Annotated in this window: 10 protein-coding genes and 1 pseudogene; all 11 read right to left on the bottom strand. The window is 72.3% G+C overall.

Annotated features, from left to right (window positions below; genetic code table 11):
- Positions 1 to 43: 43 nt before the first annotated feature.
- The 11 genes and pseudogenes from U5640_RS04980 to U5640_RS05030 all read right to left on the bottom strand — a co-directional run bounded on the left by U5640_RS04980 (position 44) and on the right by U5640_RS05030 (position 12,002).
- Positions 44 to 1,108 (bottom strand): polyprenyl synthetase family protein, encoded by a 1,065-nt coding sequence (locus U5640_RS04980; protein WP_079079085.1) that lies wholly within the window; start codon positions 1,106 to 1,108, stop codon positions 44 to 46.
- A 74-nt stretch (positions 1,109 to 1,182) separates the two neighbouring features.
- Complete coding sequence (gene hpnE, locus U5640_RS04985) at positions 1,183 to 2,583, bottom strand: hydroxysqualene dehydroxylase HpnE (RefSeq protein ID WP_340374578.1); 1,401 nt, start codon at positions 2,581 to 2,583, stop codon at positions 1,183 to 1,185.
- 154 nt (positions 2,584 to 2,737) lie between these two features.
- Positions 2,738 to 3,688: a presqualene diphosphate synthase HpnD gene (gene hpnD / locus U5640_RS04990; protein ID WP_340384940.1), complete on the bottom strand. Its 951-nt coding sequence runs from the start codon at positions 3,686 to 3,688 to the stop codon at positions 2,738 to 2,740.
- Positions 3,689 to 4,606 (bottom strand): annotated as a pseudogene (hpnC, locus tag U5640_RS04995) (squalene synthase HpnC); the annotation flags it as partial.
- Positions 4,607 to 4,966: 360 nt separating this feature from the next.
- On the bottom strand, positions 4,967 to 5,755 hold the full coding sequence (locus U5640_RS05000; protein WP_340374579.1) for an ABC transporter ATP-binding protein: 789 nt from the start codon (positions 5,753 to 5,755) through the stop codon (positions 4,967 to 4,969).
- Complete coding sequence (locus U5640_RS05005; RefSeq protein WP_340374580.1) at positions 5,748 to 6,677, bottom strand: ABC transporter permease; 930 nt, start codon at positions 6,675 to 6,677, stop codon at positions 5,748 to 5,750. Before U5640_RS05005 ends, U5640_RS05000 begins: the two co-directional genes overlap by 8 nt.
- Before the next feature lie 98 nt (positions 6,678 to 6,775).
- On the bottom strand, positions 6,776 to 7,621 hold the full coding sequence (locus tag U5640_RS05010; RefSeq protein WP_340384942.1) for a glycosyltransferase: 846 nt from the start codon (positions 7,619 to 7,621) through the stop codon (positions 6,776 to 6,778).
- A gap of 32 nt (positions 7,622 to 7,653) precedes the next feature.
- The gene (locus U5640_RS05015; RefSeq protein WP_340374581.1) at positions 7,654 to 8,433 is read right to left on the bottom strand and encodes a CDP-alcohol phosphatidyltransferase family protein; all 780 of its coding nucleotides are present in this window, start codon (positions 8,431 to 8,433) and stop codon (positions 7,654 to 7,656) included.
- Positions 8,411 to 9,472: an iron-containing alcohol dehydrogenase family protein gene (locus U5640_RS05020; RefSeq protein WP_340374582.1), complete on the bottom strand. Its 1,062-nt coding sequence runs from the start codon at positions 9,470 to 9,472 to the stop codon at positions 8,411 to 8,413. Before U5640_RS05020 ends, U5640_RS05015 begins: the two co-directional genes overlap by 23 nt.
- Positions 9,460 to 10,212, bottom strand: a complete 753-nt coding sequence (locus tag U5640_RS05025; protein WP_340374583.1) for a phosphocholine cytidylyltransferase family protein — start codon at positions 10,210 to 10,212, stop codon at positions 9,460 to 9,462. The genes U5640_RS05020 and U5640_RS05025 overlap by 13 nt, the downstream gene beginning before the upstream one ends.
- Positions 10,209 to 12,002, bottom strand: coding sequence for a DUF5941 domain-containing protein (locus U5640_RS05030; protein WP_340374584.1), 1,794 nt, complete (start codon positions 12,000 to 12,002; stop codon positions 10,209 to 10,211). Before U5640_RS05030 ends, U5640_RS05025 begins: the two co-directional genes overlap by 4 nt.
- Positions 12,003 to 12,322: the final 320 nt, after the last annotated feature.

Raw genomic sequence — 12,322 nt, forward strand, 5'->3', positions numbered from 1 at the left:
GCACCGGCCGGCGACTACGCGAGGACTATTCGACCGATAGTGATCATCTCTTTCGTACGACGACGAAGTCGGCGAGCGCCGTGAACCGGTCCCGCACCTGCTCGGGCATGTCCACGGCGTTCAGGGCCTCGATGGCGACGGTGTGCTGACGGCGGGCCTCCTCGGCGGTCCAGTCCCGGCCGCCGGCCTCCTCGATGAGCGCGGCACGGGCGGCGAACTCCTCCTCGGAGAAGGTCGCGAAGTCGCTGCTCTTGGCATCGGCGGCGAGGATCTCGCCGAGCCGCTCGGAGGCGGGGCCGCCCGCCGCGAGGGCCGCCACGACCGGCAGGGACTTCTTGCGCTGGCGCAGGTCGCTCCAGGTCTGCTTGCCGGTGGAGACCGGATCGCCCCAGATGCCGAGGAGGTCGTCGACGGCCTGGAAGGCCAGGCCGAGGTGGTAGCCGTACTTCTCCAGGCGGTCGGCGCTGCGCTCGTCCGCACCGCCGAGGACGGCGCCGATGGAGCTGGCGCAGGCCAGCAGGGCGCCGGTCTTGTTGCCCTCCATCTCCAGGCACTCCTCGACGCTGACGCGGTCGCGGTGCTCGTAGGAGATGTCCTGGGCCTGCCCGTCGATCAGGGCGCGGGTGGCGGTGGTCAGCCGGCGGGTGGCGCGGCCGGCCTCCGCGGTGCCGAGTTCGAGGAGGATCTCGTTGGCGAGGGCGAACAGGGCGTCGCCGACCAGGATCGCCTGGGCGGGACCGTGCACCTTCCAGACGGTGTCGCGGTGACGGCGCTGCTCGTCGCCGTCCATCAGGTCGTCGTGCAGCAGGGAGAAGTTGTGGACCAGCTCCACGGCGACCGCGCCGGGCACCCCGGTCTGCGGGGCGGCGCCGGTCACCTCGGCGGAGAGCACCGCGAGGGCGGGACGGACCGCCTTGCCGCCGTCGCCGTCGGTCGGGTTGCCCTGGGCGTCGATCCAGCCGAAGTGGTAGGCGGCGACCGTGTCCATGGGCGGCGCCAGCCGGTCGACGGCCGCCCGGAGCACCGGAGTGGCCAGGGTGCGGCCGCGCTCCAGGAGCGCGGTCACGTCCACCGCGGTCCTGCGAGCGGCCGGCGAGGCCGGGGGCACAGTGGGCACAGTTTCTCCTCTTGTTGCGGTACCGGAGGGGGTGCGGGGGTGTGCCGAGCCGTGCTGATCGAGCATCAGGCCGCCTCCTCGAACGCGAAGAGCCGGTGGGGTCGGGGCCGGCCGAGGGCGCCGAGCGCGGCGTCCGCCGCGTTCACGCCGCTGCGGACCGCACTCTCCATGGTCGCGGGCCACCCTGTGGCGGTCCACGCTCCGGCCAGGTACAGGCCGGGGGCTTCGGTGCGGGCGCCGGGACGCAGCCGCCCGACGCCGGGGGCGGGAGCGAACGTCGCGTGGCGCTCCCGGGTGACGAAGAAGTCCCTCACCCCGGCTCCGCGCGCACGGGGCAGCAGCCGTTCCAGCTCGGGGAGGTAGCGCGCGCGCAGTGCGGCGACCGGGGTGTCGATCTCGTCCTGGGCGGTGGACTGGGACAGGGCGAGGTACTGGCCCTCGCGCAGCCCGGAGGCGTCGGTGCGGTCGAACACCCACTGCACGGGGGTGCCGAGCGCGGCGAGGAAGGGGGCGTCCAGCACCTTGCGGTCGTAGACGACATGGACGTTGAGGATGGGCGCGGTGCCGATCTCCCGCAGCCGTCCCGGCTCGTCGAGCGCTCCGGCCGGCAGCAGGTCGTGGGTCTCGCCCTGCGGTACGGCGAGGACGACGGCGTCGGCGGTGAGGGTCTCGCCGGGGACCCGGACGCTCCAGCGTCCGTCGCCCTCCGCGGAGACGGAGGTGACGCGGGTACGGACCTCGGTGCGCACGCCCGCGGAGTCGAGCGCCCGGCCGGCCAGCCCGTCGTGCAGGTCGCCCAGGGGGACATGGGCCCAGCCGATGTCGGCGGCGCCGGGGTCGGAGAGCAGTCCGGTCTTGAAGACCATCGCGGCGAGCGCGAGGGAGGCCTCGCCCGCGACCGCGTTGAGGGTGGCGACCCCGACCAGGTCCCACAGGGCCTCGACGGCGCGCGCCGACTGGCCGTGCGCGGTCAGCCAGCTGCCGAAGTCCTGGGCGTCCAGCGCCGGGTCGGCGAGGTCGAGCCCCTTGAGGGCGAGCGCGGCCCGGCCCACCCGGGCCCGTTCGGCGAGGGAGAGGTGCGGGTAGGCGGCGAGGCTGCGTCCGAGGTGCAGGGGCACCGGCAGGGCGTCGCGCCGGAGCCTGCCGAGCCGTCGTCCCGCGGGGCGCGCGACATCGACAACGGGCACGTCGAGACGATTTTGCAGAGGGGCCAGGGCGGCGCCCCCGATGCGGTCGAGGAACCAGCGGTAGGCGGTGCAGCAGCGCAGATAGACATGCTGGCCGTTGTCCACGGTGAGGTCGCCGCGGCGGAAGGAGAAGGCCAGTCCGCCCAGGCGGGGGCGGCCCTCCAGCAGGGTGACGCGCACGCCCGCGTCGGCGAGCGCGAGCGCGGCGGTGATGCCGGCGAGCCCGCCGCCGACGACGACCGTGTGCCGTCCGTCGGCGCCCTGCCGTCCGTCGCTCATCGTGCGCCCTCCCCTGCCGCCCTGCCGTGGTAGGTGAACTGTGCACGGCCTGCGGTCGCACTCAGGGACGCCGCGCCGCAGCGGAGGGTTGCGTGCCGCCTTCCGTCGGTTCCGGTGGTTTCCGCGGCGGCGGCACCCCGTCCCGCGGCGCCCATCAGGCATGCCTCCTGACGGTCTGCCGGGAGACGTGCCGGGCGTCCAGTCCGGACAGCCCGCGCACGGCGACATAGGCCTTCTCGCGGCCGGGCAGCGAGACCCGGCCGCGCAGCACGGCGGCGGGGTCGCGTTCGATGCGGTCGAGCAGACGCCGGTAGATGCCGGCCATGGCGGCGACACAGGCGCCGCTGCGCCGGTCGAGCAGGGGCAGCAGCCGGTAGCCCTCGGCGAACAGGGTCCGGGCCCGGCGCACCTCGAAGTGCACGAGCCCCGCGAAGTCGGAGCCCTCGGGCGGCGTCGGCCCGTCGAACCCGGCCGAGCAGCCGAACTTGGCGAGGTCGTCGGCGGGCAGATAGGTCCGGCCGCCGGTCGCGTCCTCCCGGACGTCCCGCAGGATGTTCGTCAGCTGGAGCGCGAGCCCGAGCGTGTCGGCGTACTCCGGCGCGCGCTCGGCGCCGCGCGCCCCCGGTTCCGTACCGAACACACCGAGCGAGAGGCGCCCGATCGCGCCCGCCACACAGCGGCAGTACGCCTTGAGGTCGTCCCAGGTCTCGTACGTCTCACCGCGTACGTCCATCAGGACGCCGTCGATCAGTTCGTCCAGGCCGCCGAGGGGGACGGGGAAGACACGTGCGGTGTGGGCGAGGGCGACCGCGACGGGGTCGGTGTCGTCCTCGTCGACCTCGCCGTGGCGGACCCGGGCGAGCAGGGCCCGGGTGTCCTCCAGGCGGGCGGCCTTGACCTTGTCCTCCAGGGTGCCGTCGCCGATGTCGTCGACGCGGCGCGAGAAGGCGTACAGCGCCGACATCGCGCGGCGTTTCGGTGTGGGCAGCAGCCGGATCCCGTAGGCGAAGTTACGGGCCTGCGCTCCGGTGACGGTCTCGCAGTAGCTGTAGGCGGCGAGTACCGGTGCGGACACGTGCGGTGACGACTCCACGGTCCGGATCACCCCCTCTCCTCGCAGGATCACGCCCACCTCGCGCAGCAGCCTGAGCTTGCCGGGCTTGGGCGGGCCGGGAAGGACGTCGTACTCGGCGGCGGCGATCGCGTGGACCGCCGCCCTTCCCCCCGCCACGAATCCCGCGAGCAGCAGCCTCAGCCTGCCGTGGACGCTACCCACGAGGGGGGCGCCTTCATTCAGCAGATCGCGGGCGCGTTGCGCCTCGAACGCGACCAGGGCGCGCACCGAGGCGCCCGCCGTGGGCGCGGCGAGATCCGCCTCCCGCACATGAAAGCGCTTCATGTCGGAGGCGGGCAGGTAGACGCGGTCGCGGCCGAGGTCCTCGGCCACGTCCTGGAGGTGTTCGACGATCTGGAGTGCGGTGCAGATCGCGTCGGAGCGGCGGATCCGCTCGGGGGTCGCGGCGCCGGTGACGGCGAGCACGAGACGGCCGACGGGGTTGGCGGACAGCTCGCAGTAGGCGAGCAGGTCGTCGTAGGTCTCGTAGCGCTTGACGAGCTGGTCCTGGCGGTTGGCGGCGATCAGGGCCAGGAACGGCTCGGGGCCGAGGCGGTGGCGGCGGACCGTGGGCAGCAGACCGCGCAGCAGGGGGTGGCGGGGCTCTTCCGGGGAGCCGGGGGAGCTCTCGAAGACGCGGCGCAGATCGGCCTCGAAGGCGTCGAGGAGGAGCAGGCGGTCCTCGGCGTCGGCGGCCGGAACGCCGAGGAGGGCTGCGTCGGCGCCACCGGGGGCGAGGTCGCCGTCCCCGATGTCGTCGACGAGCCGCGCGAAGCCGTAGACGGCCATGAGGTCCGCGCGCCAGGCTCGGGGGAGGAAGAACGGGGCGACCGGGAAGTTCTCGTCGGAGGCCTTGTCGAGGGTGCCGCGTCCGGGACCGCCGGTGCGGGGCACGGCCGGCGCCGTCATCGTTCGCTACCAAGGGCAGGGACGGCACGTACTGCGTTGAGCTGGGGAGTTTCCGTAGCCATTGCCGTCACATCTCCCGTTCTACACCGCCGACCCAAGACACACTATTTCGGACACGCCGCCCGGCTGTCCGCACGGCAGCCTCGACCGAGGGTGTCGCGCATTATCGCCCCACTTGACGCGTTTCGGGACCTGTCACAGCTTACGTTGTACAACGCAGCGAGGTTCGCGCGGGTGTCCCGCAGATCACAACAACACACCGATTGGCGTCAAGATTCCTACGCGGTCCCGGAGTTGACGCTTCCTTTGCGGACACGTGGGCCCCGCCGGACCGTTCCGGCGGGGCCCGGTCGCCACGCGCTACTTGCCCGTGAACTTCTCGTACTCCTTGAGGACCTCTTCGGTCGGTCCGTCCAGGCGCAGTTCGCCGCGCTCCAGCCACAGGACGCGGTCGCAGGTGTCGCGGATCGACTTGTTGCTGTGGCTGACCAGGAACACCGTGCCGGCGTGCTTGCGCAGCTCGCGGATGCGTTCCTCGGAACGTTTCTGGAACTTGCGGTCGCCGGTGGCCAGGGCCTCGTCGATCATCAGGACGTCGTGGTCCTTGGCGGCGGCGATGGAGAAGCGCAGCCGGGCCTGCATGCCGGAGGAGTAGGTGCGCATCGGCAGGGTGATGAAGTCGCCCTTCTCGTTGATGCCGGAGAAGTCGACGATCTCCTGGAAGCGCTCCTTGATCTGCTCCCGGGACATGCCCATGGCGAGCCCGCCGAGGACCACGTTGCGCTCGCCCGTGAGGTCGTTCATCAGGGCCGCGTTGACGCCGAGCAGCGAGGGCTGGCCGTCGGTGTAGACCTTGCCGCTCTCCGGCGGCAGCAGACCGGCGATGGCCCGCAGCAGGGTGGACTTGCCGGAGCCGTTGGAGCCGATCAGGCCGATGGCCTCGCCGCGGTGGGCGACGAAGGAGACCCCGCGGACCGCGTGCACCTTGCGCACACCGCGGTCCTCGTCGCCGGGGCCCCGCCTGATCATCCGGCTCAGCGCGGCGGTGGCGCTGCCCTTGCCCGTCCTGGCGCCGTTGACGCGGTAGACGATGTGCACGTCGTCGGCGATGACGGTGGGAATGTGCCGCCCGGGTACCTGGTCAGCCACGGCCGTACCTCTCCTCGGCCTTCCAGAAGTAGAGGAATCCGCCGACCGCGAGCAGCAGGGCCCAGCCGCCGGCGACGGCCCAGACGTGCTCGGGGAGGTTCTCGGCGCCGTACTCCTCGATGAGCGCGAAGCGCATGAGGTCCATGTAGATGGCGGCCGGGTTCCACTGCAGGACGTTGGCCACCCACTGCGGCTTGTCGGCGAGGAAGACGGGGATGGAGAACATCACGCCGGAGGCGTACATCCAGGTCCGCATCACGAACGGCATCAGCTGGGCGAGGTCGGGGGTCTTCGCGCCCGCCCGGGCGAACACCAGCGCCAGTCCGGTGTTGAAGGCGAACTGCAGGATCAGCACCGGCACGATCAGCGCCCAGGAGGCGTCCGGGTAGCTGCCGAAGCCGATCACGACGACGAACATCACCAGCATCGAGTACAGCAGCTGCTGGAGCTGCTGGAGCGCGAAGGAGATGGGCAGCGAGGCGCGCGGGAAGTGCAGGGCGCGCACCAGGCCGAGGTTGCCGGAGATCGCCCGGACCCCGCTCATCACGGAGCTCTGCGTGAAGGTGAACACGAAGACGCCCGTGACCAGGAACGGGATGTACACGTCCTTGGGCATGCCCCGGCTGGCGTTGAGCAGCACGCCGAAGATCATGAAGTACACGAACGCGTTCAGCAGCGGCGTCGCCACCTGCCACAGCTGGCCGAGCTTGGCCTGGCTGTACTGCGCGGTCAGCTTCGCCCGGGAGAACGCCAGGATGAAGTGCCGGCGTCCCCAGAGCTGGCGGACGTACTCCCGCACGGGGGGCCGGGCGCCGCTCACGGCCAGCCCGTACTTGGCGGCCAGCTGGGCTGCCGTCAGGCCCTCGTCGGGCGACGGAAGCGCGCTCACCGCGACTCCGCCGTCATGCGTTGTCTCACTCACAAGTAGGAAACTTTCGTCTTCGCGATGCACGGCCTTGACCGGGCCGGCATGAGCCGGGGGGCTCCCGGTGCGGCCGGGAGCCCTCTGGGACGAGCTTGTCAGATGACCGGGGGGCGGCCCAGTCTGGTCAGCCGCCACACCGTACGCCACCTGATGGGCCTGCGTGGCCCGCACGGTGTGGTCCAGCCTTCCCGGAAGCCTCCGAACCACGCCTTCAGCGCGGACCGCGAGGGCCGCCGGGCCAGGGTGAGCAGCAGCCACACCCCGAGATAGACCGGAACGAGCACGGCGGGCAGGTTGCGCCGGGCCAGCCAGACCCGGTTGCGCGCCACCATGCGGTGGTAGACCGCGTGCCGCGAGGGCGCGGTCGTGGGGTGGTACAGCACCATGTCGGACCGGTAGTCGATCATCCAGCCCGCGTCGAGGGCCCGCCAGGCGAGGTCGGTCTCCTCATGGGCGTAGAAGAACTCGTCCGGCAGTCCACCCACATCTGCGAAAACCTGCGTACGGACGGCATTGGCGCCGCCGAGGAAGGTGGTGACCCGGGAGGACCGCATCGGGTCGGAGGCCCGCAGCCGCGGGACGTGCCGCCGCTGGGTGACGCCGGTGTCCGGGTCCGCGATGCGGAAGCTGACGATGCCGAGCTCCGGGTCGGCGGTGAAGGCCCGCCGGCACAGCTCGGCGGTGTCCTGCCGGGCCAGCAGGCCGTCGTCGTCGAGGAAGAGCAGCACGTCGGCGTCGCGGCCGGCCGGGCCGAAGGCCTCGATGCCGACGTTGCGGCCGCCGGGGATGCCAAGGTTCTCGGGCAGCTCGACCGTGCGCACCCCCTCGGGGACGTCCGGGACGGGCGAGCCGTTGCCGACCACGACGACCTGGACCGGGTCGCCGTCCTGCCCCGCGACCGAGTCGATCAGGGCCCTCAGCTCGTCGGGGCGGTTGCCCATGGTGATGATCACCGCCCCGACCTTCAGAGCGCTCACTTGAGCCTGCTCGACGCGAGGATCGAGACCAGGTGCAGCAGGGTCTGGAGCACGGCGATGCCGGCGAGGACGGCGACGCCGAGGCGGGTGAAGAAGAGGTCGCCGCGGAGCTGGTCGGCTATCGCCAGGGCCAGGATCAGCAGCGACGCCTCGATGCCGAGGATCAGCCGGTGGAACTTCAGCGCGGCGGCGGCCCGGCGGGCCAGCGCCATGCCGGAGGAGCGCATCTCGGCGGCGGCCTCCTTGACCGGCGGCTTGCCGGCCTGGTGGCGGGCGACGCCGACCAGGTCGGTCTCGGCCTTGATCAGGATCGCGCCGAGCGCGGCCAGGGTGCCGAGGAAGGCCCACAGCCAGTCGATGCGGCCGCTCCCCCACAGGTCGGCGGCGCGCAGCCCGAGGCCGACGAGCACGGCGGCGTCGGTGAGGTACGCGCCGACGCGGTCGAGGTAGACCCCGTTCAGCGAGTACATCTTCTTCCAGCGCGCGATCTCACCGTCCACGCAGTCCAGCAGCAGGTACAGCTGGACGCAGAGGACGCCGAGCACGGCGCCCGGGATCCCCGGCACGAGCAGTGCCGGGGCCGAGAGCACGCCGAAGACCGTCATCAGGTACGTGAGCTGGTTGGGCGTGACCCTGGTGTTGACCAGGTAGCGGTCCACCCGCAGGGACACCTCACGCATGTAGAGGCGTCCCATCCAGTGCTCACCGCTGCGCCGGTCCTTCACCCCCGGGGGGTGGACGACCGGTCTGAGTTCAGCTACCGATGGCCTTGACATAGTCGGCGTAGATGTCCTTGATCTGTTCGGTCTTGAGGTCGAGGTGTTCGAGGATCGTGTAGCGGCCGGGCCGGGTCTCGGGGGCGAACTCCACGGCGCGGACGAACTCGTCCACGGTGAAGCCGATGTCCGTCGGCAGGACCGGCAGTCCGTGCCGTCGCAGCACCTGGGCCATGTAGGCCGACTCCTCGTGGGCTCCGCGCAGGTACATCGCGAAGGCCGCGCCGAGTCCGCACTGCTCGCCGTGGGCGGCTGCCCGCTTGGGGAAGAGCAGGTCGAAGGCGTGGTTGATCTCGTGGCAGGCGCCGGAGGACGGGCGGGAGTCGCCCGACACCGACATGGCGATGCCGCTCAGCACCAGCGCCTCGGCCAGCACCTGGAGGAAGTCGGTTTCCCCGATGCCGCCCGGGTGGCGCAGCACCGCCTCGCCGGCCTGGCGGGCGATCGCGGCGGCGAGGCCGTCGATCTTCTCGCCCTTGACCCGGTTGGCGAGCTCCCAGTCCGCGATGGCGGAGATGTTGGAGACGGCATCACCGATACCGGCCCGGACGAAGCGTGCCGGGGCCTCGCGGATGACGTCCAGGTCGATGACGACGGCGATCGGGTTGGGCACGCCGTAGGAGCCGCGGCCCGCGTCGTTGTCGAGGGTGGCGACCGGGGAGCACAGGCCGTCGTGCGCGAGGTTCGTGGGGACGGCGACCAGCGGGAGGCCGACCCGTGCCGCGGCGAACTTGGCGCAGTCGATGATCTTGCCGCCGCCCAGGCCCACGACGGCGTCGTAGTGGCCGGCCTTTATGTCGCCGGCCAGCCGGACCGCGTCGTCGAGGGTGCCGCCGCCGACCTCGTACCAGGTGGCGCCGGGCAGCACGGGCGTGAGCCGCTCGCGCAGCCGGGCGCCCGAGCCGCCGCTGACGGCGACGGCGAGCCTGCCGGAGTGCGAGATGCGCTCGTCGGCGAGGACGCATCCCAGGTCGTCGAGGGCACCCGGGCGGATGTCGACGACGACCGGTGAGGGGATGAGCCGGGTCAGTACTGGCACGCGATCTCCCGTCCCCGGGCGAGATCGTCGTGGTTGTCGATCTCGACCCACCTGACGTCGCCGATCGGCGCGACGTCGATCCGGAAGCCGCGGTTCACCAGTTCCTGGTAGCCGTGCTCGTAGAACTGCTGCGGGTCGGTCTCCCAGACGGTCTTCAGCGCGTCGGCCAGCTCCGGGGCGGCGTCGCCCTCGATGAGCGTGACGCCGATGTACTCGCCGGTGGCCTCGGCCGGGTCCATCAGCTTGGTGATCTTCGTCATGCCCCGCTCGGGGTCGACGACGACCTTCATCTCCTCGTCGGCGAGGGACTTCACGGTGTCCAGGGCGAGGATGATCCGCCGGCCCTCGCCGCGGGCGGCGAGCAGGGTCTTCTCGACGGAGACCGGGTGCACGGTGTCGCCGTTGGCGAGGATCACGCCGTCCTTCAGGGCGTCACGGCCGCACCACAGGGAGTAGGCGTTGTTCCACTCCTCTGCCTTGTCGTTGTCGATCAGGGTGAGCTTGAGGCCGTACTTCGCCTCCAGCGCCTCCTTGCGCGCGTACACGGCCTCCTTGCGGTAGCCGACGATGACCGCGACCTCGGTCAGCCCGATCTCGGCGAAGTTGCCGAGGGTCAGGTCCAGGACCGTGGGCTCGCCCTCTATGCCCGCGGGCCCCACCGGCACCAGCGCCTTGGGCAGGCTGTCGGTGTAGGGGCGCAGACGGCGTCCGGCGCCGGCCGCCAGCACGAGGCCGATCATGCGGGTTCTCCTTCGTCGTGTACGGCGGGGGCCCCTGCGGACACCCAGAAGCGGATGCTCTCGACGAGCACCACGAGGGCGACGGCCACGGCGAGAACCGTGAGCGCGACCGTGAACTGCGTGGCGGTGAGCAGGGCGGCCAGCACCGCGACGAGCAGCGTCCGCCCCTCCTGCCCCCCTACGGCGCGCACCAGCCAGGCCGGCGGCGCTCCGGCGTTGCCGCGGATGCGGTACACCGTGTCGTAGTGATGGTAGGCGACGGCGGACACCAGGCCGAAAGCCGCGGGAAGGGCTCCGTTCACCTCGGACTTCGCCGCGAGGATCAGGACGGTGAGGTATTCGCCGGCCCGGAAGAGCGGGGGGACGAGCCAGTCGAGGGCGCCCTTGAGGGGGCGTGAGACGGCTTCGGCCGAGGCCAGGACGTAGGCACCGGCCATCAGGACGGTCCACCAGCCCGGCCCCCACAGCCAGGACCCCGCCACGACCAGGACGAGGCCCACGGCGGCGCTGAGCGGTGCCAGGTGGCCGCCCCTGCCGCGCAGGACCCGGGCCGGGCCCTGGGCGAGGGGGCCGCTGTCGGTCAGGTCCGCGAGCGCCTGCGCGGCCCGGTCGGTGCGCCGCGCCCTGCGGGTCACCGAGCGCAGCACCCGGCCGGCCGTGGTGTACGTCGCCGCGAAGGCGCAGCCCGCGAGCAGCGCGTAGAAGGTGATCCGGGGGGTCGTGGCGGCCGTCAGGACGGCGATCATGGCCCATCGTTCACCGATGGGCAGGACGATCATGCGCCGCACCCAGACCGTCCAGCCGACGCTGTCGAGCCTGTCGGAGAGGGCGGCGGTGGGACTGGTGTTGGCGGTGGCGTCGTGGTTGGCCTCGTTGAAGGAGAAGTCGACCACGTGCCGGCAGGTCTGCAGGATCATCGCGCCGAGCGCGAGCGCCCACACGTCGTCGCCGCCCTTCGCGGCGCCGAGCGCGAGGCCGGCGTAGTAGGCGTACTCCTTGATCCGGTCGAAGGTGGCGTCGAGCCAGGCGCCGAGTGTGGAGTACTGCAGGGAGTAGCGGGCGAGCTGGCCGTCGGTGCAGTCCAGCACGAAGGACGCGATGAGCAGGACACCGGCCGCGACGAAGCCGCCCCGGGTGCCGGTGACCGCGCACCCGGCCGCGATCAGCGCGGTGATCAGGGAGGCGGTGGTGACCTGGTTGGGGGTGAGGCCCCGGCGGGCGCACCAGCGGGCGAGGTAGCGGGAGTACGGGCTGATGCAGTACGTGGTGAAGAAGCCGTCGCGGGCCTTCACGGCCGACCTCAGCCGTACGGCCTCGTCGTCGACGGAGGCGACGGCCTGCCGTGCCTCGTTGCGGGCCTGGGGGTCGGCGGGGACCTCGGCGACCAGGCTGCCCAGCTCGGGGCGGTGGACGCCCTCGCCGTCGGCGTCGAGGCCGGTGACGACACGGTCGGCGAGGCTGTCCACGGCGACCGCGGTGCCGCCGCCCGCGCCGTTCTCCCGGGCCAGCGCGCGGGCGAGGGCCGGGCGGCCGGCGGCCTGCGCGGTGAGCGCGCCGGGGATCGCGGCGAGCGGGAAGCGCGGGTCGGTGAGGCCGAGGCGCAGGGCGTGCAGATGACCGACGAAGCGGGCGTCGACGACGGCGACCCGGTCCTGGGCCGGCACCTCGGCGAGCAGCGCCTCGGTGTCGGCGCCGCCGGCGGCGAGCCGGACGTCGAAGCCGAGGGAGCGCAGATCGCCCTCGATCGACGATCCGGGGACCGGCTGACCGGTGAGGATGGCGGTCGGCAACCGAACTCACTCCCTGGGTCCCGACGCGTCCGCGCCGGTCGTGTACACGATGGAGGCGCCCTGGGCCTGCCCCGGTCGGGGCCGGGCGGGCGGCATGTCGGCAGAGGCTATCGGATGCCGGGAAGGCCGCGTTCACCGGCCGTTCAGCTCCGATCGACGCGGTCGGGCGGCACGGCTCGAACCGGCCTTTGCCGAGATCATCATCGTCGATCGGCGGCCCGCCCGACAAACCGCGACGGCCGCCGGGCGCGCACCTCGGGGTCGGGTGTCCGACATGGAGGACATTGCGGGCGGCGCGGGGCCTCGGCATAGGGTGGGCG

It is taken from the genome of Streptomyces sp. SS7 (assembly GCF_037993025.1).
Taxonomy (GTDB): domain Bacteria; phylum Actinomycetota; class Actinomycetes; order Streptomycetales; family Streptomycetaceae; genus Streptomyces.